At 46.7% G+C, this 26,203-nt stretch carries 23 protein-coding genes and 2 pseudogenes; 9 read left to right on the forward strand and 16 right to left on the reverse strand.

The genetic code is table 11. The features are described from left to right. Nucleotides 1-24 precede the first annotated feature (24 nt). The 3 genes from EBB_RS09105 to EBB_RS09115 form a co-directional block, all read right to left on the reverse strand. Nucleotides 25-405 (reverse strand): exosortase system-associated protein, TIGR04073 family, encoded by a 381-nt coding sequence (locus tag EBB_RS09105; RefSeq protein ID WP_192393409.1) that lies wholly within the window; start codon nucleotides 403-405, stop codon nucleotides 25-27. Between the two features lie 103 nt (nucleotides 406-508). After that, complete coding sequence (locus EBB_RS09110; protein WP_192393410.1) at nucleotides 509-2,785, reverse strand: Tex family protein; 2,277 nt, start codon at nucleotides 2,783-2,785, stop codon at nucleotides 509-511. A gap of 151 nt (nucleotides 2,786-2,936) precedes the next feature. Then, nucleotides 2,937-3,134: a hypothetical protein gene (locus EBB_RS09115; RefSeq protein ID WP_020485057.1), complete on the reverse strand. Its 198-nt coding sequence runs from the start codon at nucleotides 3,132-3,134 to the stop codon at nucleotides 2,937-2,939. A gap of 522 nt (nucleotides 3,135-3,656) precedes the next feature. Between EBB_RS09115 and EBB_RS09120 the strand changes: the two genes are divergently transcribed. Continuing rightward, the gene (locus EBB_RS09120) at nucleotides 3,657-4,019 is read left to right on the forward strand and encodes a SirB2 family protein (RefSeq protein WP_192393620.1); all 363 of its coding nucleotides are present in this window, start codon (nucleotides 3,657-3,659) and stop codon (nucleotides 4,017-4,019) included. A 189-nt stretch (nucleotides 4,020-4,208) separates the two neighbouring features. Then, nucleotides 4,209-4,613 (forward strand): septal ring lytic transglycosylase RlpA family protein, encoded by a 405-nt coding sequence (locus EBB_RS09125; protein WP_064010231.1) that lies wholly within the window; start codon nucleotides 4,209-4,211, stop codon nucleotides 4,611-4,613. 79 nt (nucleotides 4,614-4,692) lie between these two features. Here the strand turns inward: EBB_RS09125 and purD are convergent, their stop codons facing one another. Genes purD through dusB form a run of 4 tightly spaced genes read right to left on the reverse strand, consistent with a single transcriptional unit; the run spans nucleotide 4,693 to nucleotide 8,852 of the window. Further along, nucleotides 4,693-5,976, reverse strand: a complete 1,284-nt coding sequence (gene purD / locus EBB_RS09130; protein ID WP_192393411.1) for a phosphoribosylamine--glycine ligase — start codon at nucleotides 5,974-5,976, stop codon at nucleotides 4,693-4,695. Between the two features lie 16 nt (nucleotides 5,977-5,992). Then, a complete protein-coding gene (gene purH / locus EBB_RS09135) occupies nucleotides 5,993-7,573 on the reverse strand; it encodes a bifunctional phosphoribosylaminoimidazolecarboxamide formyltransferase/IMP cyclohydrolase (RefSeq protein WP_192393412.1) in 1,581 nt (526 codons plus the stop codon). A gap of 37 nt (nucleotides 7,574-7,610) precedes the next feature. Next, on the reverse strand, nucleotides 7,611-7,874 hold the full coding sequence (locus tag EBB_RS09140; protein ID WP_020485063.1) for a helix-turn-helix domain-containing protein: 264 nt from the start codon (nucleotides 7,872-7,874) through the stop codon (nucleotides 7,611-7,613). Next, complete coding sequence (gene dusB / locus EBB_RS09145; RefSeq protein ID WP_192393413.1) at nucleotides 7,875-8,852, reverse strand: tRNA dihydrouridine synthase DusB; 978 nt, start codon at nucleotides 8,850-8,852, stop codon at nucleotides 7,875-7,877. Between the two features lie 282 nt (nucleotides 8,853-9,134). On the opposite strand from dusB, the gene cysC reads away from it, so the two are divergent. The 5 genes from cysC (at nucleotide 9,135) to EBB_RS09170 (ending at nucleotide 14,098) form a co-directional block, all read left to right on the forward strand. Then, a complete protein-coding gene (cysC, locus tag EBB_RS09150; RefSeq protein ID WP_192393414.1) occupies nucleotides 9,135-9,758 on the forward strand; it encodes an adenylyl-sulfate kinase in 624 nt (207 codons plus the stop codon). A gap of 1 nt (nucleotide 9,759) precedes the next feature. Then, the gene (locus EBB_RS09155; protein ID WP_192393415.1) at nucleotides 9,760-10,713 is read left to right on the forward strand and encodes a DHH family phosphoesterase; all 954 of its coding nucleotides are present in this window, start codon (nucleotides 9,760-9,762) and stop codon (nucleotides 10,711-10,713) included. 12 nt (nucleotides 10,714-10,725) lie between these two features. Further along, entirely contained in the window at nucleotides 10,726-13,122 is a 2,397-nt protein-coding gene (locus tag EBB_RS26665; RefSeq protein ID WP_192393416.1) for a VanZ family protein, read from the forward strand. 98 nt (nucleotides 13,123-13,220) lie between these two features. Next, nucleotides 13,221-13,697 carry a hypothetical protein gene (locus EBB_RS09165; protein ID WP_192393417.1) on the forward strand — a complete coding sequence of 159 codons (477 nt, stop codon included), beginning with the start codon at nucleotides 13,221-13,223 and terminating at the stop codon, nucleotides 13,695-13,697. A 50-nt stretch (nucleotides 13,698-13,747) separates the two neighbouring features. After that, complete coding sequence (locus tag EBB_RS09170; RefSeq protein ID WP_192393418.1) at nucleotides 13,748-14,098, forward strand: hypothetical protein; 351 nt, start codon at nucleotides 13,748-13,750, stop codon at nucleotides 14,096-14,098. A 78-nt stretch (nucleotides 14,099-14,176) separates the two neighbouring features. On the opposite strand, the gene EBB_RS09175 is transcribed toward EBB_RS09170, so the two are convergent. The 4 genes and pseudogenes from EBB_RS09175 to EBB_RS09190 form a co-directional block, all read right to left on the reverse strand. Continuing rightward, complete coding sequence (locus tag EBB_RS09175) at nucleotides 14,177-14,971, reverse strand: class I SAM-dependent methyltransferase (protein WP_192393419.1); 795 nt, start codon at nucleotides 14,969-14,971, stop codon at nucleotides 14,177-14,179. A 210-nt stretch (nucleotides 14,972-15,181) separates the two neighbouring features. Further along, a complete protein-coding gene (locus EBB_RS09180) occupies nucleotides 15,182-15,934 on the reverse strand; it encodes a PEP-CTERM sorting domain-containing protein (protein ID WP_192393420.1) in 753 nt (250 codons plus the stop codon). Between the two features lie 370 nt (nucleotides 15,935-16,304). Further along, nucleotides 16,305-16,619, reverse strand: coding sequence for an IS3 family transposase (locus EBB_RS26670; protein WP_225587293.1), 315 nt, complete (start codon nucleotides 16,617-16,619; stop codon nucleotides 16,305-16,307). After that, nucleotides 16,558-17,829: pseudogene (locus EBB_RS09190) on the reverse strand (IS256 family transposase). The gene EBB_RS26670 and the pseudogene EBB_RS09190 overlap by 62 nt, the downstream one beginning before the upstream one ends. A gap of 264 nt (nucleotides 17,830-18,093) precedes the next feature. Here EBB_RS09190 and EBB_RS09195 point away from each other — a divergent pair. Both EBB_RS09195 and EBB_RS09200 read left to right on the forward strand, forming a co-directional pair. After that, complete coding sequence (locus EBB_RS09195; RefSeq protein WP_192393422.1) at nucleotides 18,094-19,701, forward strand: FAD-binding oxidoreductase; 1,608 nt, start codon at nucleotides 18,094-18,096, stop codon at nucleotides 19,699-19,701. Between the two features lie 121 nt (nucleotides 19,702-19,822). After that, nucleotides 19,823-21,094, forward strand: a pseudogene (locus EBB_RS09200) (IS256 family transposase). A gap of 82 nt (nucleotides 21,095-21,176) precedes the next feature. Here EBB_RS09200 and EBB_RS09205 read toward each other — a convergent pair. The 5 genes from EBB_RS09205 to EBB_RS09225 form a co-directional block, all read right to left on the reverse strand. After that, a complete protein-coding gene (locus tag EBB_RS09205) occupies nucleotides 21,177-22,169 on the reverse strand; it encodes an SGNH/GDSL hydrolase family protein (protein ID WP_192393423.1) in 993 nt (330 codons plus the stop codon). Between the two features lie 74 nt (nucleotides 22,170-22,243). Next, nucleotides 22,244-23,632, reverse strand: a complete 1,389-nt coding sequence (locus EBB_RS09210; protein WP_192393424.1) for a TIGR03013 family XrtA/PEP-CTERM system glycosyltransferase — start codon at nucleotides 23,630-23,632, stop codon at nucleotides 22,244-22,246. A 30-nt stretch (nucleotides 23,633-23,662) separates the two neighbouring features. Then, nucleotides 23,663-24,439, reverse strand: coding sequence for a S1C family serine protease (locus tag EBB_RS09215; RefSeq protein WP_192393425.1), 777 nt, complete (start codon nucleotides 24,437-24,439; stop codon nucleotides 23,663-23,665). 343 nt (nucleotides 24,440-24,782) lie between these two features. Next, nucleotides 24,783-25,508 (reverse strand): UDP-2,3-diacylglucosamine diphosphatase, encoded by a 726-nt coding sequence (locus EBB_RS09220; RefSeq protein ID WP_192393622.1) that lies wholly within the window; start codon nucleotides 25,506-25,508, stop codon nucleotides 24,783-24,785. Between the two features lie 49 nt (nucleotides 25,509-25,557). Continuing rightward, entirely contained in the window at nucleotides 25,558-26,139 is a 582-nt protein-coding gene (locus tag EBB_RS09225) for a peptidylprolyl isomerase (protein WP_192393426.1), read from the reverse strand. Between the last annotated feature and the right edge of the window lie 64 nt (nucleotides 26,140-26,203).

Genomic DNA, 26,203 nt, shown 5'->3' on the forward strand with positions numbered 1-26,203 from the left:
GCGCTCCACCACAAAATTAAGTAATTAATTACTTGGACGGAAGGCTTTGCCGTAGGTGGTTTCCGCGTTGAAATTATCCCAAACATATAAAGGATGGACGATAGGCTGCGTAGGGATTGGCGAGGAAACCAAATCCAGCACGCCGACGCCGATTCTTCCACCCATGTTCAATAACCCTTTAAACGTACCGCCGATAAAGCCGTAAATAACATTGCTTTGATTGTTGATTAAAATAATGTTTTTCGGTATTTCCAGAGAAGATGTGGCGATGTTGGCAAGGCCGGTAGTCAGTTTTCGCCCGAAGGTTTCGCCATAGGTTTCGGTCTCTTCCGCCAGGCTTGGCAAACTGGTCAATAGAAAAGCTGCCGATAAAACAGTGGCCAGGGTGCGAGTATTTCGATTCATGACTGATCCTGTATATTAGAACGGATGTGAGTATCTGTTGGTCGAGTCGGATTTACCGCTTCGACCGACAATCGCTCGAAAGTATAGCAGAGCCCTGAACGGTTTACTTTTTCAACGCCTTGGCAAACGCACTGCTCATGCTGTTCTGTAGTGCGGGTTGCTGTTTAGGTTTATGAACGGTTTTTTGCGGTTTTTCTTTTGGAATAATCTCACCGGCATCCACGTTTTTTCGCATGCTTAGAGAAATACGCTGGCGTGCCACATCCACTTCCAGTACGCGCACTTTTACCATATCGCCGGTTTTTACGACGCTACGCGGATCTTTAACAAATTCGTCCGCTAGATGAGATATATGCACCAAACCGTCTTGATGTACGCCAATATCGACAAAAGCACCGAAATTGGCAACGTTGGTCACCACGCCGTCTAAAGTCATGCCAGGTTCAAGATCGGTAATCTTCTCCACGCCATCCTTGAATTGTACGCTTCTAAACTCCGGACGCGGGTCGCGGCCTGGCTTTTCCAACTCCTGCAAAATATCCGAAACGGTGGGAACGCCAAAATTGGCATTGGCATAGTTTGCCGGGTTCAGGCCGCGTAGAAACTGGCTTTGGCCGATCAAGTCGCGGATTGATTTTCCTGTATCATCAAGGATTGCATTGACCACGGGGTAGGCTTCCGGATGTACGGCAGAGGCGTCTAGTGGGTTGTCGCCGGTCATGATTCTGAGAAAGCCGGCGGCTTGTTCGAACGCTTTATCGCCTAGGCGCGGGACTTTTTTCAGCTGATCGCGGTTCGCAAACGGGCCGTTGGCATCGCGAAATGCAACTATATTTTCACTGATGCTGCTACTTAGTCCGGATACCTGTTTCAGCAAAGCTACCGACGCTGTATTTACGTCTACGCCGACCGCGTTCACGCAATCCTCTACCACGGTATCGAGCATACGGGCCAATTGCACTTGGTTGACATCATGTTGATATTGACCCACGCCTATCGATTTTGGATCGATTTTTACCAGCTCTGCCAGTGGGTCTTGTAGTCGGCGGGCGATCGATACTGCGCCGCGTAACGATACATCGAGGTCAGGAAACTCCTTAGCAGCTAGTTCCGATGCCGAATATACTGACGCGCCGGCTTCGGAAACGGTGATTTTTTGAAAATACAGCTCTTTATGTTGCTTCATCAAGTCCGCAACCAATTGATCCGTTTCCCGAGAAGCAGTGCCATTACCGATACTCACCAACTGTACTTGGTGCTGCTTGATCAATTTAGCCAGAACCGCTATCGATTGATCCCACTGGTTTTTGGGTTGATGCGGGTAAACGGTTTCTGTGGCCAACAACTTGCCGGTTGCGTCAACCACTGCAACTTTGACGCCTGTGCGAATGCCGGGGTCCAGTCCCATGGTTGCTTTGGGGCCGGCTGGCGCCGCCAGCATCAAGTCGCGCAAATTGCTGGCAAACACTCTAATGGCTTCTTGCTCGGCGGCTTCGCGCAGTCTCAGATTTAGATCCATATCGATACGGGTAAACAGTTTGATCTTCCAGGCAAAGCGGGCAGTCTCGGCTAGCCAGGCATCGGCGGGTTTTGCTGTGTCTTTAATTTGCAGGCGTTGGCTGACGAATTGGGCGCATAATTGATGCTCTTCTTGATCTAGTTCTGCCGGTTTTAGGGTTAAAGACAGTAAATCTTCGTTGCGGCCCCGGAACAAAGCTAATGCGCGATGCGATGGAATTTTATTGATCGCTTCGCTGTAGTCGAAATAATCCTTAAATTTTACCGCCTCTGCTTCTTTGCCTGCCAATACGCTAGCGTGCAGGATGCCCTTATTCCAAACGCGTTCACGCAATTCGGTGAGTAATTCGGCATCTTCGGAAATGCGCTCCATGATGATCTGACGGGCGCCCTCCAGGGCCGCCGTGACATCCGCGATACCTTTTTCAGCATCGATATAGCTAGCTGCGACTTGCTCGGGGATTAAGTTGCGATTATCCAGGATGGCGTCGGCCAATGGTTCAAGGCCCGCTTCGCGAGCAATTTGCGCTTTAGTGCGGCGTTTGGGTTTATAGGGCAGGTAGAGATCTTCCAGAAGCGTTTTGGTATCGGCGTCGAGTATCGCTAGTTCCAGTTCTCGGGTGAGCTTTCCTTGCGAGCGAATGGTGTCGAGAATTGAGTCGCGGCGGCTATTAAGCTCTCGCAAATAAATCAATCTTTCCTCAAGGTTTCGCAATTGCGTGTCGTCCAGGCCGCCGGTTACTTCTTTGCGATAGCGGGCTATGAAGGGCACCGTGGCTCCATCGTCCAATAGGGCGGCGGCGGCAGCGACTTGTTGCGGCTTAACTGAAAGTTCTTCGGCAATGCGTTGGATAACGTCCATCTGTAGCTTAAATAAAATTGGTAAAAGGCCCAATTCTACATTAGCGTGGGTTCTTGAAAAAGCGAACTATCAGAAATGGAGTGAGAAACTTGCGGGCATAAAAAAGGCACCAGCTGAATTCTCAGCTGGCGCCCAAATCGCTAAGCAAAAATTATTTTGCTTGGCTTAAAACGTCATTGTTAAAGTCTTTGTGCTTCGCCAAAACTTGAGCTTCAGCTTGAGCAGAAGTTTCGCCGCCGTATTGAAGATGTTTGGTTTCGTCTGCTTTCAGCATAACGACGCCGGCAATAGCAATTGCAGTAACGACAGCAACTACAGTAAAGGTATTGTCTTTTTCTTGTTCAGCCATTTTTATAATCCTCATCTTGTTGTTGTAATAATTAGCCCTAAAAGGGGCAACTCGAGTTGTATGTCGAAGTTAGTATTATTGTTGGTCGACGGTGCATTTTTTACACTCAAAACTGTTTTGTGTCAAAACAATATTTTTGCGATTAATTTTTTTGTTCTACGGTTGTTTTTGTTGTTTAGTGAAATCAATTGATTACGTGTTTTTCTTCTGGTTAAAAAGTATCCAATCTTGATGCGATGTAGTTGTTGAATATCTGTTTTGGTGCGGCTTGCGATGCATTTGTTCAGTATGCCCCAAGTCGGCAATACAGGGTAGAAGTCTAGGGATGCTTCGGGGAATCCCAGCCGCTTGTCGAGTGTTCGGCAAGGCGATGAGAGGGCGGGGTATTGTTAACTTCGGCCATCGTGTAGGTTGCATGATAGGATTGGACTTTAAATCTGGCAGTCTGTTTCTTCCCGCAGAGTTGTGTTGTTCGAACAGGTACGGCTGGAAAATAATCTTTATCTAAATTTGGTGGTATTCATGCTTAAACACATACATCTTCTTTTCGTGGCAGTTTTGGTCGTCAGTTTTATCGGGCGAGTCGCGCTTGCCGAGCTAAAGCCAGCCCTGTTGGAGCAGAAATGGCTAAAAATTGCTCCGCACATTATTGCGAGTTTGGTCTTGTTGACCGGATTTGCCTTGGTTTTCCAAGGAGACTGGTTATCAACCGAATTTGCTTGGATTGTCGCCAAGCTATTGATGTTGTTGGTTTACATAGGCCTGGGAATTTTGACGCTTCGCCAATCGGGACCCTCGCGATGGCTGGCTTTCGGTGGTGCGTTGTTTTGCCTGTATTACATCTCTAAGGTCGCTGTAACTAAGCAAGTTTTTTTCTTTTTTTAAGTATTGTTCTGTGTGTCTTGGTTTACCCTCGGAGGCCATGTTTCTCGGAGGGGTTAGATAATTTTGGGCCTGCCAAAAATAGTTATTGACAGTTGGTGAAACCTGTAGACTAACGAAAAAAGCTTGTCAAAGCGTTTTTATTCGGATAACCTCGAACCTCCTGTCAATACTCAACGTAAGGAGGGTAGGATGCGAAAAACGAAATTGACGGCAATTTTATTGCTTTCAGCGAGTCTAGCGTCTTTTAGCTCTGTAGGTTTAGCGAAAACAGAAAGGAACGGTTTTCTTTCCCTTGAACAAAGCGGAGTCGCATCGTATTACAGCGACAAAATGCATGGTCAGCGGACAGCAAACGGTGAATTTTATGATAAAAACGCATTAACTGCGGCTCACGCGAGCTTGCCGTTTGGTTCTTTGGTGCGTGTCGTTAATCTTAGTAATAATCGTAGTGTCGAGTTGCGGATAAATAGCCGCGCTCACAAAGCCAATAAGCGGCTGCTTGATGTGTCAAAAAGGGCCGCCAGCGAACTTGGTTTCATTCAAGCAGGCTTGGCGAAAGTCAAACTTGAAGTTCTGCGTGTAGGCGACGCCTAAGCTGTCCGTCACGATGTAATTCGGTCTGTGGGCCGGATTACATCGTCACTTTCTATTCTGAAATCTCCCAAACTTACTGTTAAGCGGTTTGTTTAATCGCTTTAAAGCCAATGTCTGTTCGGAAATACACATCCTGCCAGTCGATTTGTCGGCATAGCTTGTAGGCTTTTTCTTGGGCTTGAGCGATGCTGTCACCCAATGCGCACGCGCATAATACTCGGCCTCCAGCTGTGATTACTTGGCCTGCAACTTGTTTGGTGCCGGCATGAAACACTTTAAAATCGTCACCAATATTGCCCGGTAATCCGCTGATTGGATGGCCTTTGGCGTAATCGTCGGGATAGCCGCCGGCTGCGAGTACGACACCTAATGAAGGGCGTTCGTCCCACTCCGTAGTCGTATGATCAAGATTTTTATCTATGGCCGCCAGACAAAGTTCAACCAAATCGCTTTTTAAACGCATCATGATCGGTTGGGTTTCCGGATCGCCAAAGCGGCAATTGTATTCCAGCACTTTGATACTACCGTTCTTGCCTATCATTAGGCCAGCATAGAGAAAGCCGGTATATTCGTTACCGTCTTCACGCATACCTTGCAGGGTGGGTAAAATTACCTCATCCATGACGCGCTGGTGAATCTCCGGCGTCACGACAGGTGCGGGAGAATAGGCCCCCATGCCGCCAGTGTTGGGACCTTGGTCACCGTTATCGCGAGCCTTGTGATCTTGAGATGTCGCCATGGCCAATGCATGCAAACCGTCGGCGATAACGATAAAACTGGCTTCTTCGCCATCCAAAAATTCTTCAATCACCACCCGATGCCCGGCCGAGCCAAGCGTATTACCGGCTAACATGTCTTGAACCGCGGCAATTGCCTCTTGTTCGGATTGGGCGACGACCACACCTTTACCGGCTGCCAAACCATCGGCTTTCACAACGATGGGGGCGCCATTTTCGCGGATATAAGTGATTGCCGGTTCAGCTTCTGTAAAGCTTTTGTATGCGGCTGTGGGGATGCCGTGGCGGATCATAAAATCCTTACAGAACGATTTGGAGCCTTCCAACTGCGCGGCTTGAGCGGTCGGTCCGAAGCACTTCAAACCAGCGGCGGAAAATCGGTCAACGATGCCTTTGACTAAGGGTACCTCCGGTCCAATGATGGTTAGCTCAATGTCTCGGGCTTGAGCGAAACTTAGCAAGCCTTCAATGTCGTCGGCTTGAATGTCGACATTGTCAATGCCGGGTTCAAGAGCTGTGCCGGCGTTACCCGGCGCAACGTAGACGTTGCCGGCTTTTGCGGATTGCCTGACTTTCCAGGCCAAGGCGTGTTCTCGGCCGCCACTACCTACTATCAAAATGTTCATATTAGGTTGTCCCGTATTAATGTCTGAAATGCCGCATGCCGGTCAACACCATCGCGATATTGTGTTCGTCGGCGGCGGCAATCACTTCTGCATCGCGCATTGAGCCACCTGGATGAATTACCGCGGTTATGCCGGCCGCCGCGGCCGCGTCGATGCCGTCGCGGAACGGAAAAAAGGCGTCGGAGGCCATGACCGAGCCCGGCACCGTTAAGCCTTCGTCGGCAGCCTTGATGCCGGCGATTTTTGCCGAATAAACTCGACTCATTTGTCCGGCACCAATGCCGATGGTTTGGCCGTCTTTGCCGTAGACAATCGCGTTGGATTTGACGAATTTGGCGACTTTCCAGACAAACAGTAGGTCCGCCAATTCTTGTTCAGTCGGTGCGCGTTTGCTGACTACTTTCAAATCGGCAGCGCTGATCTGGCCGGTATCCTTGTCCTGAACTAATAAGCCGCCTGCGACGCGTTTAAAATCCAGGGCTGATTCATGGGTATTTGCCCAATAGCCAGTCTCCAGCACCCGAACGTTCTGCTTTTTAGCCAACGCCGCTTGCGCTCCCGCTGATATGGTCGGTGCGATGATCACTTCGACGAACTGGCGTCCCGCGATTTCCGCCGCAGTCTTTTCGTCCAATTCGCGGTTGAAAGCGATAATGCCGCCAAATGCGGAGGTCGGGTCAGTTGCGTACGCCAGATTGTAGGCGTCGAAAATGTCACCGCTTACCGCAACGCCGCAAGGATTGGCGTGTTTGACGATCACGCAGGCCGGTTGGTCGTTAAACGCTTTCACACATTCCAATGCCGCATCGGCGTCGGCAATATTGTTATAGGACAGTTCCTTGCCTTGCAATTGCTTGGCGGAGGCTATGCTGCCAGTTGGTGGATTTTTTTCACCATAAAAAGCCGCGTTTTGATGGGGATTTTCGCCGTAACGCATGCTCTGCAGGCGGTGGAATTGCAGATTTAGGGTTTCCGGGAAATCGTCGCTATGGACGACTTTGCTGAGGTAAGCGGCAATCATCGTGTCGTAACGCGCGGTATGCTCGAAGCTCTTTAGCGCCAATTTAAAACGGGTGTCGTGGCTTAGGGCGCCGGCATTCGCTTGTAACTCGGCCAAAATTTTCGGGTAATCGACTGGAACGACAACGATAGCCACGTCGTTATGGTTCTTGGCTGCGCCTCGGATCATGCTTGGGCCGCCAATGTCGATATTTTCTATCGCGGTTTCCAGGTCGCAATCGGGTTTTGCGACGGTTTGTTCGAACGGATACAAGTTGACTACCACCATATCGATAGCTTTGATGCCGTTCTCAGTCATCACTGCGTCATCGATGCCGCGCCGACCTAGAATCCCGCCGTGAACTTTGGGATGCAGGGTTTTAACGCGGCCGTCCATCATCTCCGGGAAGCCGGTGTAGTCGGAGACTTCGGTAACGGCAATATTATTGTCGGCCAGCAGTTTAGCCGTACCGCCGGTAGATAACAGCTCAATGCCCAGGTGGCTGAGTTCTCGGCAAAATTCCAGAATACCGGCTTTGTCGGAAACGCTGACCAAGGCGCGGGTGACTTTTTTGTTTATGCCCAAAGTGGGATTCATGCAAACCTCAAGAAAGGGTAAAGAGAAGGGGTGGAAATTAACCTATGCCGTAATGTTCAAGCTTTTTGCGTAAGGTGCTGCGGCTAAGGCCGAGGATAATCGCGGCTTTGCTTTGATTGTAATCGCAGTGTTTCAGCGTGGTTTCCAATAAGGGTCTTTCCACTTCTGCTAACACCAAATGGTATAAGCCGCTGGAGTCGTGACCGTTTAGGTGGGCGAAATAGTCTTCGACGCAATGACGGACATGGTCAGACAGCGTTTGCTCGCTGCCGGTGACTTTATGTGTAAGATGTTTTCCCATCTAGGCGGCTCGTGGTGTCAGCAAATTGAAAGAGGCATTGACGAGCGCGAGTTGCCGCGCAGCGTGTTGGGCTTGGTTAATTGCAGTCTTTTGGTCGGCAGGCAGAGTGCCGAGATGATCGAAATACCAGCCGATGTGCTTGCGGGCGATTCTAACACCACTGTCGTTGCCATAAAAACTGTATAAATTTTCCAGGTGCCGGTTGATAACGGCTTTGATGTCGGTCAAGCAAAGTGGTGAATATGTCGTGTTGCTGAGATGGGCGACTAGGTCGTTAAATATCCAGGGATTGCCTTGTGCTGCTCGCCCTATCATCACCGCGTCGGCACCCGTATATGCCAAGACTTGCCTAGCTTTGGCGGCGCTATCGATGTCCCCGTTTGCGATAATCGGAATACTGACGCTTTGTTTGACCTGTTTGATAGTGTCGTACTCGGCATTGCCGGTAAATTTGCAGGCTCGGCTGCGTCCGTGGATGGTGAGCGCTTGGATGCCGCAGCTCTCGCCAATCTTGGCGATGCTTGGCGCGTTTCTATTAGCTAAGTCCCAGCCCGTGCGAATCTTGAGGGTTACCGGGATTTCCACGGCATTGATTACCGCGTCTAAAATTTTAGCCACCAAGGACTCGTTTTTTAGTAGCGCGGAGCCCGCAGCCACCGAGCAAACTTTTTTTGCCGGGCAGCCCATATTAATGTCGATAATTTGGGCGCCTCGGTCTTGGTTTAATTTGGCCGCTTCCGCCATTTGCCGAGGATCGGTACCCAAAATTTGTACCGAACGCAGGCTAGCGTCGCCGTTGTAATCGAGCTTTTTAAGAGTGCGCGGGTGATGTTGCAAGCTGCGATTTGAAATCACCATTTCCGACACCGTGAGGCCCGCTCCAAATTCGCTGCAGATTTGCCGGAACGGCGCGTCTGTAATGCCCGCCATCGGTGCTAATAATACTGGGTTGGGAAGTTCGTAAGGGCCAATTCGCATGAAAAGCCAAGCTAGTCGAAAAAGGCGGCAAATGATACCCGAAAACGCGCGGATTAACGATGGTTACAGGAAAGTTCTTGAAAATCGTTGTTGGCGTTGAGTTAGGGGCAAGTCCCGAGTATCAATTTGGCGCTTAAATCTGTTATGGCCATTATTGCCGCGAAATCCAGGGATGAAGTAGAAGCGTAAGCAATCGGCGAGATTTCCGGATTTGTTGAAGAGGATTGCAACGTTTGCCCGCGATGAAGTAGTCTTGGTCGAACAATTATGGAGTTAGATTCAATGGATAAACAAAGCTCAAATACTGTTTGGCATCATGCCACGGTAACGCGTAGCCGCCGAGAGATATTAAACGGGCACAAGTCTGCCATTTTGTGGTTTACCGGTTTATCCGGGGCCGGCAAGTCGACCTTGGCTCATGCCGTCGAGGAGCGTTTGTATCAATTAAAGTGCCGAACATTTGTATTGGATGGCGATAACGTTCGCCAAGGCTTATGCGGCGACCTGGGGTTTAGTCATCAAGACCGGCAGGAGAATATCCGTAGAATTGCCGAAGTCGCCAAGTTGATGCTGGAAGCCGGTACGATAGCGTTAACTGCCTTTATTTCGCCCTTCCGGGCCGAACGGCAATATGCGCGAAATTTGGTACCGCACGGCGATTTTATCGAAATTTACTGCAACTGCGAGTTGTCTGTTTGCGAACAGCGCGACGTAAAAGGTCTTTACAAAAAAGCTCGACAAGGCGATATCAAACTATTCACCGGTATATCTTCGCCGTATGAAGTGCCGGAAAACCCGGAGATGATAGTAGGTACCGGGATATATGAGTTGGAAGCTTGTGTCGACCAAGTGATGAGCATGCTCGAGCAGCGCGGTGTTATCGCCTCTACTAAAAGCGAAATGTAAAGTGAATATCGACGTATTTAATGGCGATGCGGATGGTATTTGTGCGCTGTTACAGTTGCGATTGGCTTTTCCCATGGCGTCTAAACTTGTTACTGGGGTCAAGCGCGACATTGGTTTATTAAGTGGAGTTTGCGCTGAGGCAGGCGATCAGATAGTTGTGCTCGACATATCTCTCGATAAGAATCGCTTACCGCTATGCGAGCTTCTTAACAAAGGTGTCAGTATTTTTTACATGGATCACCATTATTCAGGTGAGATTCCAGTTCACCAAGGTCTGACCTCTTTAATAATCACTGATGCGAATGTTTGCACAAGTTTATTGATGAACATTTATTTGAAGCAACACTTTGCCGAATGGGCTGTGACGGGGGCTTTTGGTGATAATTTGGATGCTTCGGCAAGCGAAGCCGCTAAGGTACTTAATTTAACGGCCCAAGAATTGCTTCAACTAAAGCAACTGGGAATCGCTATCAATTACAACGCTTACGGTACGTGTATCGATGATCTATATTTTGCTCCAGATGAGCTCTATAGGCAGCTGGAAGGTTATATATCGCCGTTTGATTTTATCCGGGATAAGGCGGAAATTTATCAGCAATTATTTAATGGTTATAACGAGGATATGAGTCTAGCTGCACAAGTTGACGCTGAATATCAGACAGACAGCATCGCGGTTTATATTTTGCCTGATGAAAAATGGGCAAGGCGGGTATCTGGTGTGTGGGGTAATCAACTGGCTAATCAATATCCGGATAGGGCTCACGCAATCGTTAGCAACAATCAAAGGGGAGGTTATCAAATTAGTGTTAGAGCCCCTTTGAATAATAAAGTTGGTGCCGATGTGTTATGCGCCTTATTTTCCGGTGGCGGCCGTAAGGCAGCGGCGGGTATTAATCATATTCCCTGTCAGCAGTTGACCAATTTTGTAGCGGCTTTTCAAATCCAATATCAATGAGCCAAGTTTTTTGTGAAAAATAGCTTATTAATTGCTTGTGTTGTTTATACGATTTTTGTCGTTTACGGCAGCTTGGTGCCATGGCAATTTAATAGTATTTCGTTAAGCGATGCTTGGTTTCGTTTTCATAATATTGAATATTTGACCCTAGGTATTGCGTCAAGAGCAGATTGGGTTGCCAATATTCTGTTATTTATACCGCTTGCCTTTCTTTGGCTGGGTACGTTTTCCCTAAGGCAGCAAATTGTTGGCAGGTGCGTGTCGTCAGTTTTTGTCTTGATAGTCAGTTTTTTGCTTTGTTCGACTATCGAGTTTACTCAGTTATTTTTTCCTCCCAGAACAGTGTCGTTAAACGACATAATAGCTGAAACGTTGGGCGCCATAATTGGCGTTTTTGCTTGGTGGGTTTTTGGTGAAAGATTTGCCAATTGGTTGAAAAATTGGCAAATAAATAAAAGAAATTCAGTTCCCTATTTGCAAATCTATTTGGGATCTATGTTTTTTTACAGCGTCATGCCATTGGATTTAACCCTAAGTCCTGTTGAGTTTTATCATAAATGGCATGAAGGACGGGTTGTTTTACTGCCATTTTATGGGTTAAAGGGAGAAGCTTTTCGAGATATATATGACTGCTTGTCTGATGTCATATTATGGGTGCCAATTCCTTGGTTATGGTATAAGCTGAAGCCTTTGGGTAAAGTCGATCTATTAAAAAGAGTTTTTTTCTCGGCAGCTATAATTGAATTTTTTCAGCTGTTTGTATATAGCAGGGTTACCGATATTACGGACATTTTTCTTGCGTTGGTGGGTGGTTTTATTGGCGTACAATTGATAGCTTTAGGTTCAAGTGGGCTTGCTTTAGTCGGAAGCGGTAATGGTTTGAAAAACCATCATAGTTACACTGTTTTATATGCTTGTTTAGCGTATTTTTTATGGATATTAGTTGTCGGCTTTGTGTTTTTGTACCCTTACGATTTTGAATGGAGTTATTTAAGACTTTCAGCTTGGAGTGATAGGTTTCTTAGAGTGCCGTTTTACGCCTATTATTATGGTACGGAATTCAGGGCTATTACAGAGGTTTTTCATAAAATTTTATTTTTTATGCCTTTGGGTTTTATAGGATATGCTTTTCAGCCTGTTAATAGCCGTAATCAATCAAGTATCTTTGTCTTAGCTGTAATAGTGATGACGGCTCTGAGTATTGAATTTGCGCAATTGTTTTTGCCAAATAAAAATGTTGATATCACCGATGTCATTTTAGAGGTTTTTGGAGGGTATATCGGTTATTCGGTGCTCCAACTGCTACGGCTCAATAGACCTTCTTTGCCGGAGCCTAAAAACAAGCTGGAAAATGAGGTTTTGTTTGCGATTTCAAGGGGGCGGACTAATTTTGCTGAAGGCTCGGCTTCCGTGAGTCGTCCAAGAAATATAACGAGTTATAGGAGTAGGATTCCCCTATTTTTGCTGGCAGTGGGATCTGTGTTTGTGAATTTTGGTACGTTGATATTTATCAGTGGCTCTGAGGCTATGCCTTATAATATAAGGGAGTTATTTGCGAAAGAATACCCTATCATTAGTGCTTTAGGCATAACTATATTAATTTATTGGTGCTTTGCATATCCTTTATTCGCGTTGATGAATTTTTTGAAAAATGATAGGGCAGAAGTTTTTTTTTATGCTCGTTTTTTAGCAGTGCATGCGCTGATAGCATGGATATTGGTAAGGCTTATTGTTCCGCTAGAAAGTATACATGATGTGTTGGGCTCTCCAATTTTGAGTATTCCCGAAGAGCTAGAGCTAGCGTTTCGGTTTTTAGGGTTGTTTGGTGTTTATTCTTTAATCGCATTGACAGCTACTCATACGGCGCTTTTTTGGGTTGTTTCAAGTCGGCAGTTGGTGCGGCTTTTCGTTTTAGGTTTTTTTTGGATATTATTGTTACTGCCATTTGGGTATTGGATAGTGGTTATTGAAGCTGCGACGGACAACCTAACAGAGTTAATGACTAACAGTGGCCATTCTTTCGCGGTCATCTGTATTGGTATTTATTTTTTTCTGGTCGGCTGGCTAGGTTCGTCCATTTTATTTTTAACGGTTTTTAATAAAAATCGTCGCATTATTGTCACCGGATTTGTATTTATAATTTCTTTTCCCATAGGCTATCAGTTGTTAAGTTGGGGAACGGAGCAGTTCATTTTAAAATATGATACTGTTTTTTCGGCTATGCAATTTTTGTTAAGTGCTGATAGAAATCATTTAATTTCAGGCGATATATTAAGGGCGCGTTTTTTTGCGGCGCACTTTGGACTGGTTTCATTGGTGTTTATGGCTCAGGCCCCTCTGTGTATGATTTTTCGCAACATAGTCGCGTCAAAATATTCAGCGAAGTTAAATGGTCAAAGAGGTGTGTAATAGCGTACTTAGTCGTGTTTTAGTTTGCTAAGTGGCTATTTTAATTTTTTATTCTGTTTTTTAAATAGATATGTATTTTTGCGCTTGGGTAGTCTTGCATGATATTTAGAGGTTTTCCATTTGCACTTATGCTGATGGCGTTATTGAGTTTGTTCTTTGCTAATGTGCTTGCGATGGGTGTCCAGGCTGAGCTTGTCGTAGATGATGTTAAAGTGAAAGACGACAAAGAGAAGATTCAATCAGCTCCAGATGGCGTTAAAGATATTCTAAGTTCGGTTGATCTTAAAAAAGATATTGCTAAAATTCATAATCATGAAATAGCTGTCCAAAATATCAGGCCCAAGGTTTCTCCGGACGAATTTGCTGTTGATGATTCTTCGATCTCACGACCTATATTTCGTCAGCAGGAAAATATTAATAAGCCTACGCAGTTTTCCTTCTTTGTTCCAGATTTTTCCGATGCCGATTTCATTAGGGGAAGGGGGGCTATAACTACTCCGATGATGTATTTTCCTCTAAAAAATTCCTGGATGAAATACGGAGTAGTCTTGGGGAAGGAATATATAGCAAATTAGTTTGGACCTATTACGATCTTAAAGACCTTGACAGCAGAATATATGCGAGTATGGTTGGGTATGATTTAAGTGGCAGCAATTTGTTGGGAAAGTTACAACAATTTATCGGGGTGGATGAGAATCTGAATGCTATGATAGTTTTCAAGAGCAGTCTTGGGATAACTGGGAAACCTGACGGCTTTGGGGGTAGCAAAAATCAAGATTTCAATAATAGCTCTAAGGTTATTCTTGACTTTTCTCAACGTAATTTCGCCAGAAAAGAAGATGTCGACATTGGGCGACTTCAATATATTTTAAGGTATTTAACTATAAGAAATATTATATACGGTTTGTTGGGTCTAATGGGGGGTAGTATGGTTTGGCGAATATTTAGGTTTGTTATTGAGCAGGATACAAGTTAGGGTAAAGCCAACTCGATTAAGATGCACCTGAGGAAAAGTAGAATCAAAGAACGTCATAAGATAATAATGAATTTTTAATCAATTAACTTTATTTTTTTGCATATATCCCACCATATAAGTTATTCCTACAGGCAATATGCCAATGCGCTGTAAACCTATGTCCCACTTATAATAGGGAGCAGAAATTGAATCAACCATGGTTTTTAGTTCCTCAGGTGTGTATGTGCGTAAGCATGAAACGATGCCATCAAACATCACTATAAAGGGAATTAAAGGAATGAAATAAGTATAAAATATTCTATTCCAACGCCATGGGCGAATAAATGGAGTATTAAGCCAAACCAAAAAAGGCGTAAGCAGCATATAAAGCAACAACAAAGGATGGCGTTGTGTACTTTCAAAAATTGCAATGCCGGTTTTTGCATCGACAGCGTCTTGTAAAACGGCTTTAGCCTCTTCAGGTTTCAAATGATGAAACGATGAAAAGAAAGTGCGAAAACCTTTTATCTCTCTGGGTACCTGCATCGCATTTATTGACTCGGTACAGAAAACGATACCAATATTTTGTGTATGTGCCGCTCGAAAGGCGTCCAAGTTTGGGTACAAATCTGTCAGCGTGACAGATAAAATCTGGTTATCGGACTGTTTAAGTACATCTTGCCACAGTGATAACCAAGGCCCTGCGCCGCCGGAGCAAAGATCAACAATCAATTTGTGTCCGCTCTGATCTAAAGCCTTGACCAAGCGCTGAGTGATTGGTTGATATAAATGGTAAGACTGAACAATGTGTTGTAAGAAATCGGTAACACCATCTCGCAATACTTTTGGGCACCAGCCTTGATCTTCGATTTCAAAAAAATGGATCCGGTTCATTGTAGTTTTCTCTCAAATAAAAATGCCCTCCGAAGAGGGCATATTGCACTTGAATAAATCTGGTCTACACATAATGGAATTATGCTGTTAAGTAATTTTATATAAAATACAACTTAAGCTTCCCTTGCATGTAGGCATTCTTCTTCAATGTTGCCAAAAAGATTGCTGATTTTTATTTTTGATAATAAAAAGTCGGCATTTAATATTCTTTTAGATTGAGCTTTTCTTCCTAGCGGAAAAACCTAACAAGCCTAAACCTATTAACGCTAAAGATCCGGGCTCAGGGATTGTGGCGTTAGCGCCAAGATCCCCTGAGCCAGTTGAATAATAATTTGTGGCTCCGCCAGGGCCAGCAGATACCACCAAACTTGTTGGCTGAAGGCTAGAACCCCATGAAAAATCGGCGATTGTTCCGGTGCCTGGCACGATAATAGAATTCGTATCAAAGATATCCGATCCCAAGCCGGCAAGAATCAAATCAAAAAATGCAGTGCCACCACCACCGCCAAATATATTTAAGCTACCCAGGAAAGTTTCACCTGATGCTAACAAGTCATGGCCTGAAATAGTCATCCATACAGTGCCATCCTCCGCCGAGGCTTGGTTTAGAGCGTCATACGCTGTTGTGGTATCGGTATAAAACGTGATAACACCGCCCGTAAACAAAGTGTCGCCCGGAATATTTATTTGATTTGTGGTGTAGTCGGTAGTAACGGAATATGTCAACTGACCACCAGGGAAAACACTGTAGCTGGTATTGTTAAATCCTGTTACTTCGCCCCAAGCAGTAAACGAACCTGTGTTATCAGCGTTTCTTGTCACTATTTGCGCAAAGCCACCGCTATCAAACTCCGTGATAGTGTTAGGGGTTATCACGCCATCTATGCTTGCTGCGTTTGCTGCGAAACCTGCGCTTACAAGGCTAAGAGCGGCAACACTCTTTATAAAATTTAGTTTGTTCATGACTATTCCTTAAACAGTTAAATAAAGTTAGCGATCAATGTCGCTGATGTAAATTTCTTGCAAGCCACACATGACATACAGGAGTTTGAAATGCACGCCAGTGCGATGTCTCATATCTTACGAAGGCGAACTTCACTTTCAGAGTCGATCATGAAGACAAACTTCACGTTAAATAAAGCATATGTCATGCCATATATATAAGTTATTGTTTATTATATTATTTTTTGGTTCGTTGTTATGATGATTTTGAATGGATGTAAAATTATCCGACAGTGTCCTAGGGGCTATACTTTGCACTTTCTTGTTCTTTGTCAGTATTCAGCTGGATCTGAGTTGAAAATGATCTTGTCTCCATTTCGCAGGCAGGTTACTAAGAGATTTGTTTAAGTTCAAAGGCTTCAGGCGACAAATAACCCAGTTTGGAATGAAGCCGTTTGCGATTGTAATGCACGTTGATGTATTCGAAGACCACTCGCTTGGCGATCTCACGTTTTGGTAACCGCTCTCCGTGGATGGCCTCGACCTTATACGTCCCAGTTAAAGAGTAAGCCTTGGAGCGAGTCAAGCAAGACGGGGGTCCCCAAGGGGAGAAATAGTCAAATCTGGTGTATAGGCAAATTGAATCAGGCGGCGATCTGCTGATTTTCTGCGGCTTTATCCGACTCAGTAATGACAGCAATGCCATCCTGAAATCGAATGCCGTTGATCACATCCGGTAGTTGTTTAAATCCGCGTATCTTGCGCCAACTTTTTTCGGCGGTCAGTGCCAACTGGAACACTAGGCCTAGCAGCGAATGCCGTGACACGCAGTTCTTGGTCCGCGTTGTCCGATGGCGAATGGTCGCAAAGCTCGATTCGATCGGATTGGTGGTGCGGATGTGTACCCAGTGTTCAGCGGGAAAATCGTAAAACGCCAGTAACGATTCACGGTCTTTTTCCAGAATATTGACCGCTTTGGGGTATTTGGCCTCAAAGTCACGCCGGAAGCTGTCAAAGGCTTTGCTGGCATGGTCTTTGGTTTCTGCCAGCCAGATATTTTTCAAGCCAGCCTTGGCTTTAGCCTGAATCGAATCCGGTAATGCAGCCAGCACATTCGCCGTTTTATGCACCCAGCAGCGTTGCGTCCGTGTCTGCGGCCAGGTTTCATTCACCGCCGCCCAGAAACCCAGAGCCCCATCGCCGGTGGCCAGTTTCGGCGCGTCCTGTAAACCGCGAGTCTGCAAATCTTGCAACACGCTCAGCCAGGATGCCTTGGATTCTCGATAGCCATCCGAGAGCGCCAAAAGCCGCTTTTCACCGTGCTCATTGACACCAATGATCACCAACAGACACAAGCGGTCATCTTCGCCGCGCAGGGTCGAATAAATACCGTCGGCCCACACATACACATAGCGCTGATTCGACAAATCCCGCCGATGCTAGGCTTGATAATCCTCGGCCCATTGCGCTTTCAAACGACTGACCACCGCTGGCGACAAGCCTTTCGCCTCTGTGCCCAGCAGGACCGACAAGGCGTCCTGCATGTCACCCGTCGATATACCGCGCAAATACAGCCAGGGCAATGCCGCTTCCACCCGCTTGGCCTTGCGAACATACGGCGGCACTAGCGACGAGTTGAACTTGACCCCGCCGCCAGAACGATCTCGAACCTTGGGGATTTTGACCGTCACGTTACCCACACCCGTCACGATTTCCCGCTCCGGCAAATAGCCATTACGCACCACCGTTTGTCGGCCCCGTAAATCGGTCACCTTGGCATATTCGCCCAGAAACGCTTGTAACTCCGCCTCAACGGCCTGTTGGATCAAGGCCTTAGCGCCCATCTTCAACAAATCTGTCAAAGGGTCGTTGAGCGCACTAGCGCTATCCCACTCTTTTGCATTATCTTTACTCATGGCGTCTCTCATTTTGCTGGTATTCGATCTCGACAATCTCATTTCAGCAGAGGGCGCCACCTTTCTTCAAGTCCGGCTGTACACCAGATTTAGTTATAACTCATGATTTAGGCCTTGATTGGCTACCTTGTCGAAATGGCAACATACCATTCACAAGCAACTTGCTGCCGCTACGAAATTAATTCGGCGCCTATAGGTTTTTTGCTAGTTGGAGTCCCCCGTTAAATCTACTATTCTTCTAAACAAAACTAACAGGAGATCCCCATGGAAAGCCCTAATCTTGAGCAAGCACTTTCGGACTGGCGTCATCTTTTAGGTGACGATTCGGTCATCACATATCAGAAGTTTTTGCAAGATACAGCAGCCAATTGTGCTGCACTAACGAATCAGTCTCCTGCGTTACTTCGGCCTGATTGCACCTCTGCCGTTCAGCAAGTAGTGCAAATAGCCGCGAAACATCAAATTTCTCTTTATCCTTTCAGCACCGGTTGTAACTGGGGCTATGGCTCAAAAAACCCGGCTCAGGACCACTGCGTGTTGGTTGATTTATCACGGATGAATAAAATCCTGGACTTTGATAAGGAAACAGGCCTGCTAACTATTGAGCCTGGAGTTACGCAGCGTCAGCTTGACGCTTACCTAAAGCAGCATCACCATCCTTATTTGATTCCGGTTACCGGGGCTGGACCTGATTGTAGTCTGGTTGGAAATGCCTTAGAGCGAGGCTACGGCATCACCCCTTATGCGGATCACTTCGCCGCGGTAATGGGACTGGAAGCTGTGTTGCCCAACGGAAAAATTTATCGCTCCATGCTTTCAGGCTTGGGAGGTGGGGCGGTTGATAAGGCTTTTAAATGGGGGATGGGTCCATACATGGATGGTCTTTTCTCGCAAAGTAATTTTGGGATTGTCACCAAGATGACGATTGCTTTGGCGCCAACGCCAGAGCGAGTTGAAGCGTTTTTTTTCAGTGTAAAAAAAGCTGACGATCTGGGGTTGGCGGTTGAAAAAGTCCGGCAGGTGTTGCGTGAGGTGGGAACGGTGACGGGTTCTATCAATTTGATGAACAAACACCGGGTATTGTCGATGTCGGAGCCTTACCCAAAAGATCGCTTGGGCTCGGATGGATTGATTCCGGAGGATGTGCTGCAGCAGCTTATGAAGCGCAATCAGGTCATGGAATGGACCGGTGTGGGTGCTATTTATGGCAATAAGAAAGTTGTTGCTGCGGCGAGAGGAGAGATTCGAAGAATATTAAAGCCTGTAGCCAAGCGGCTGATTTTTTTTACTCCGGGTTTAGTTAAATTTCTGCATAGTACCGCGCAGGCTTTGCCGATTATCCGCGATTTGCATTTGGTCAATGTGTTGGGGACGTTGAATAAAACCATGCAATTGTTTGCGGGAGAGCCGAGCGAGATTGCCTTACCCCTTGCTTACTGGCGGTCAGGCGTCATGCCAACTGATGGTACCTCGATGAATCCGGATAAGGACGGTTGTGGGCTTATTTGGTATTCGCCGCTTTTACCCATGAAGCCCGATTTAACTCGCGAATATGTCGAAATGGTGAAATCCATCTGTATCAAACATAGAATCGAGCCTTTGATCACCTTGACTAGTATTTCGGATCGCTGTTGGGATAGTACCATTCCAATTTTGTTTGATAGGCAAGACGCAGATGAGGTTGCCAGGGCACAAGCTTGTTATCATGAACTGTTAGATACAGGGCGAAAACATGGTTTTGTGCCTTATCGCCTCGGCATTCAGTCTATGGAACTGCCTGCTAAGGAAAATGCTGTTCCTGATGTTTTGCGTTCTCTAAAGCAGGCAGTCGACCCAAACAATATTATTGCACCGGGTCGTTATGGCTTATAGACAAATTGGAGGTCGCTGGGAGTTATAACTAAATCTGGAGTACAGCCGGACTTGAAGAAAGGTGGCGCCCTCTGCTGAAATGAGATTGTCGAGATCGAATACCAGCAAAATGAGAGACGCCATGAGTAAAGATAATGCAAAAGAGTGGGATAGCGCTAGTGCGCTCAACGACCCTTTGACAGATTTGTTGAAGATGGGCGCTAAGGCCTTGATCCAACAGGCCGTTGAGGCGGAGTTACAAGCGTTTCTGGGCGAATATGCCAAGGTGACCGATTTACGGGGCCGACAAACGGTGGTGCGTAATGGCTATTTGCCGGAGCGGGAAATCGTGACGGGTGTGGGTAACGTGACGGTCAAAATCCCCAAGGTTCGAGATCGTTCTGGCGGCGGGGTCAAGTTCAACTCGTCGCTAGTGCCGCCGTATGTTCGCAAGGCCAAGCGGGTGGAAGCGGCATTGCCCTGGCTGTATTTGCGCGGTATATCGACGGGTGACATGCAGGACGCCTTGTCGGTCCTGCTGGGCACAGAGGCGAAAGGCTTGTCGCCAGCGGTGGTCAGTCGTTTGAAAGCGCAATGGGCCGAGGATTATCAAGCCTAGCATCGGCGGGATTTGTCGAATCAGCGCTATGTGTATGTGTGGGCCGACGGTATTTATTCGACCCTGCGCGGCGAAGATGACCGCTTGTGTCTGTTGGTGATCATTGGTGTCAATGAGCACGGTGAAAAGCGGCTTTTGGCGCTCTCGGATGGCTATCGAGAATCCAAGGCATCCTGGCTGAGCGTGTTGCAAGATTTGCAGACTCGCGGTTTACAGGACGCGCCGAAACTGGCCACCGGCGATGGGGCTCTGGGTTTCTGGGCGGCGGTGAATGAAACCTGGCCGCAGACACGGACGCAACGCTGCTGGGTGCATAAAACGGCGAATGTGCTGGCTGCATTACCGGATTCGATTCAGGCTAAAGCCAAGGCTGGCTTGAAAAATATCTGGCTGGCAGAAACCAAAGACCATGCCAGCAAAGCCTTTGACAGCTTCCGGCGTGACTTTGAGGCCAAATACCCCAAAGCGGTCAATATTCTGGAAAAAGACCGTGAATCGTTACTGGCGTTTTACGATTTTCCCGCTGAACACTGGGTACACATCCGCACCACTAATCCGATCGAATCGAGCTTTGCGACCATTCGCCATCGGACAACGCGGACCAAGAACTGCGTGTCACGGCATTCGCTGCTAGGCCTAGTGTTCCAGTTGGCACTGACCGCCGAAAAAAGTTGGCGCAAGATACGCGGATTTAAACAACTACCGGATGTGATCAACGGCATTCGATTTCAGGATGGCATTGCTGTCATTACTGAGTCGGATAAAGCCGCAGAAAATCAGCAGATCGCCGCCTGATTCAATTTGCCTATACACCAGATTTGACTATTTCTCGTCGCTGGGTTTGGCTAATAAAGACAACCCAGCATTTAGGTGGCTGTTAGTTTTTAATCGAATCTAGCATGGCTTCGGCGAAAACTTTGTGAACCTCTGTGGTTGGGTGGATTTCATCCCAAAATATCAAACCGTTTCCTGTATCGAAAGGAACAGATGAACAATTGTCTTGAGTCAATACGGGACTATAGAGACATCCTGCCGCAGGCCCTGCTACAACTTGATCATCTCTAACGATCAAGGACTTGGTTATGGCGTAAATGTCGACTTTATAAATTCTGATTTTGGGTAGCTTTGCAAGTTCTCTCAATTCTGTCCTTAGCCTGTTGTTGTGGTCAATAGTTTGAAATGAAAGGAGGTCCAGAATTTCCGGATGAGGATTAGCGGGGTCTTGGTAAGCTATGAAATTAGCAATCGGTACTTCACTTAGGTCAGGGAGGTTGGGCACTAAAAAATGGCGAATCCCAGAAGCATACAAGTTACGAATCGATTTGCTGATATTGTCGACAACTTGTTCTGTAGGAATCACGGTACCCTTGCCAAATTGATTGAGGTAATCGTTTGCGCCACTCCAAACAAAAGCCAAAGAGTTTTCAACAAAGCTGTCATTTTTTATGACCTTGAACATTCCTACTTGCCCTAGTAAGCCGGTCACATTAAATTGTCCTAATACCGAATTGCCGAAACTAGTTTCAGAGCCACCATAAGCAAAGCTTATGGCTAGGTTTTTATTTGGTTTTAGCGTTAGTCTTTCTGGAGAGAGCGTCAATATAGGTTTTACTTTAGATGAGTTGCCGAGTGACTTCCAGAATTGTTCAGCGGCATTTGGACCGTTCGAAAATCTACCGTTGAAATATCGCTTTTGCGGGGGGACGGGTATGGGAAGCCCTGAAGCGGATGTCTGTGTATAAACGTTGCCGGTGTCCGATAAGCTATCGCCGAAAACATAAAGATTCTGGTTGCTCTCCGCCAAGGCTGAGTTGCTGAGTTGCAGCGTTATTAAGGTAAATAAAATAAATCGTAGCATTGAAGTTTTCATTTTTTTCTTCTCCCTAATTGGGTGGCAGGATTAACGGTAAGTTATTGGTCACTACAAGTTTTATAAATATTTTTTTATCTCGCTCCTTTACCCCACAAAATAACTTCCACGGTGCTCAGCATTATCGTCAAGTCCAGAAACAGGCTGTAGTTTTTGACGTAATACAAATCAAATTGCAGTTTTTGTCGGGTATCGTATTCGCTGGCGCCATAGGGGTAACATAGTTGTGCCCATCCGGTGATGCCGGGTTTAACCCTATGCCGTTCTTTATAATAAGGAATATTCTCTTCAAAGCCTTTTACGAATTCCGGTCTCTCAGGGCGGGGGCCGACAAAGCTCATATCGCCTTTTAGTACGTTTAGCAGTTGCGGCAGCTCGTCTATCCGATATTTACGAATCACTTTGCCGACGCGAGTCACGCGATCATCGGTTTGGCTCGCCCATTGCGCGCCATTTTTTTCAGCGTCGATACGCATACTGCGAAACTTAATGACATCGAAGGGTATGTCTCGGTAGCCGACACGTTTTTGTCGATAGAAAACCGGTGCTCCAAAGCCGCTTTCGATATAGATTGCCAGCATAGTGAGTATCATTAGCCACCAGCTTACGGAGAGTAGCAACAGGCTGGCTAGAATATCGAAGCTGCGCTTGACGATAGGACGCAGTCCGCCGCTCACAAAACCATCGGAAAACATCAGCCAGCTAGGGCTCAGCGCCTCTAGAAAAACCAATCGTTGCTCTCTCTCGTAGAAGGTTTGCAAGTCCATGATTTGCACGCCGGACATTTTTATATCCAACAGTTCTTCAACGGGCAGCTTTTTTCTACGATCATCCACAGCGATAACTATTTCATCGACGTTAGCGGCTTCGACAATATCGGTTAGCCTGATTTTTTCATTGAGCGCAATCGCATGGGGTACGCTTATTGGTTCGTCCTCCAGCGTGATGTAACCGACTATTTCGAATCCTCTATAAATATAGCTGGAATTAACGACGCTGAGTTCGCCCGCTCTTTGGCCGCAACCCACCACTAACACCCTGCGTTTTAAATTATCCAGATTGACGAAGCGATAAAATAAATAACGTGTTAACAGCAAACCCACAAAAGAAAAAATAATTGCGGAAATTAAGACGCTGCGTGCCAGCATCAAATCGGGAATGATGTAATAGATGAAAGCCAGTATAAAAACCGCAACGGCAAAGCTGAAGCTGATGCGCTGTAGAATATTGTATTCTTCTTTATCCAATGTTTTTCGGTATAAGCCTAAGCCGGAGCAACTGGCTATGAACACGATGGAATAAACCGCTGCAGCGGCCGCAAGCTCGGGTTGGGAGTACCAAGACGCTGTGTATAAAAATCTTAGGCCCGCGCCGCAATACATGGCCAGATAAAACACTAGCGATTCCGCCATCAGTAGCCATAAATAGGCGGTGGAAATGTAATGTCGAAAAATTCTTATCATATAAAGCTACCGCTAACTCCTGGATAATAACTATTTGACGATATTCTGGTTTAGAAGCGTCTTGATATGTTCAGCGGGAATAGCATAGGTGATGCCGCTGGGATTGGATATGGCATTTTCTTTGCTGCCCTGTACAAAGACTTTGTTAATGATACCAATTACTTTTCCGGAATTGATGTCGTATAAGGGGCTGCCGCTATTGCCTGGGTAGGCAGTGGCGTCTAATTGGAATACATTGAAAGGCGTCTGTAGTCGTTTCAGCATGTTGACGTTTAACTGCCGAGTGGCGATTGCCGGTATGGCATTGGGTGAAATAGCTGAAATGATGCCGCGGTGGGTAACAGGATACAAGCCCAGCACCATCCCTATCGGATAACCGGTGAACGCATATTGCTCTCCCTCCCGCACTCTCAGGGAATCACCGATTTCCAGCGCCGGTAACATTCCACCATCTACCTTTAGCAATGCCAGATCGTGATCTTCGTCGGTTACGGTCAGTTCGGCGATTTGCATCTGCTCTTTTTGCTCGTGGCGATAAAAAACCGCATAACGTTCAAGGTGCTCTTCGTCTAGTTTTTTTGCGGTTACGTGAGCGTTGGTAACCACTTTTCTGCCATCGGCAACGGCGAAGCCGGTGCCCAGGAAAACCGCGCGCGGGTTTCGTGTTGGCATATAAGTGCCGATGGCTACTATTCCGGGTTTGACTCGGGTGAGAATGTCTGGAAGGTTAACTTCATCGGCATGGCTGGTGGCGATGGTGGATAGTCCGGTATATAGCGCCAAGAGATAAAGTATTTGGTTTTTCATGGCTGGAGGAGTTAAGGGGCTTTAATTGGCAGAGCCTGGAAAGTTTAGTCTAACTTAGCATGAATGCGGGCGTCGCCGTGAATTAACAGTTGTTTACACTTTGGTAGCAGACAGGTATCGGCCGACATAGCGCTTAATTTCCGCCTGGAACAACGCGCGTGGGCATTGACCCGGTAAAATTATATACCGAGTGAACTAGTTGATTTCTATTGAGTCTTATTTTCTGGAGATAGTAAGACAATTACCGGTAGTGCCTGGCAGGTGGTGTATCAGCGAGTTTGAGATTAAAAAACGCAGGTCGCTGGCCTTCTGTTAAATCGCTACCGGTTTTTTTGTGCTTATATCAGACCGATTCTGTTTGAAAATCGTTGTTCTTCCAACACAAAACCTCCGCGCCATCGGGTTTCCAATCCGCCAACACGTAGCGCTTGGCCGGCAGGCCATCCAGCATAAATTCGTGTAACTTCGGTCTGTGCGTGTGTCCATGAATCAATGTGCAGCTACCATACTTCCGCAGGCTTTCGACCACTGTATCCTGGTTAACATCCATAATATCCTGGGTTTTGCCGCGTTTATGGTAATAGCTGCGGAACCGATACCAACGCGCCGCTATCAGCCGCAGCCACAAGGGTTTGGACAGCACATTGTGCTGCCATTCCGGGCTGTGCGATTTACTGCGAAAAGCCTGGTAGGCCAAGTCGTCGCTACAGAGTAAATCGCCGTGGGTCAGCAAGATCCTTTGGCCGTTCAATTCAATAGCCGCGTATTCGTCCAGCAAGCGAATGCCGGTTTCCGTGCAGAAATCCTGGCCCAGCAGAAAATCGCGGTTGCCCTGCAGCAGAAAAATCTCGGTGCCGGAGTCGGCAAGTTGTCTAAGGGCTTTTTTGATGGCGGGGATAGGTCGGGTATTGTCGTCGTCGCCTATCCAGGCATCGAATAAGTCACCAAGGATATAAAGCGATTTTGCTGCGATGGCGCGCTGCTGCAAAAAGCTCAGGAAACGCCGGGTGATCTCCGGTTTTTCCAAAGCTAGATGTAGGTCGGAGATGAAGAGTACGTCTTGTTTCACGTTAAGCAACAGCGGTTTCCACCCACTTACCGGCGGAAACCGCTAATCATTACTCAATAACTTCGGCTTTATCGATAACGATGTCGGTTTTCGGTACATCCTGATGCGGACCGCGGTTGCCGGTGGCTTGCTTGGCCATAGCATCAACGACATCCATACCTTCGACAACTTCACCGAACACCGCGTAACCCCAGCCACTTGGGCTTGGGCTGGTGTGATCCAAAAACGAATTATCTTTATAGTTGATAAAAAATTGCGCGGTTGCCGAATGCGGATCGTTAGTGCGGGCCATTGCCAAGGTGCCGCGTTTGTTTTTCAGACCGTTGTCGGCTTCGTTTTTGATCGGGGCATTGGTTTCTTTTTGTTTGAATGAGGTATCGAAACCGCCGCCTTGTGCCATAAAGCCTGGGATTACTCGGTGGAAAATAGTGCCCGAATAGAAGCCCTGTTTCACATAGGCCAAAAAGTTGGCGGCGGAAACCGGTGCTTTTTCGTCTTCCAATTGAATGACGACGTCGCCCAGGGAAGTGGTTAATTTGACTTTGCTATGGGTATTGGACATTTTATTTTCTGTTGCAAATGAAAGGGTTGAGAATAAAAACAGCATCAGGTAAACCAGGGTGGTGCGCATTAAAAGCTCCTTAATCTCGCTGCAAGCCGCGAATTCTATGTGTTTTTATCTTGAAAGAGAAGCC

Origin of the sequence: Methylomonas fluvii (assembly GCF_014850975.1) — a bacterium.
Classification (GTDB): domain Bacteria; phylum Pseudomonadota; class Gammaproteobacteria; order Methylococcales; family Methylomonadaceae; genus Methylomonas; species Methylomonas fluvii.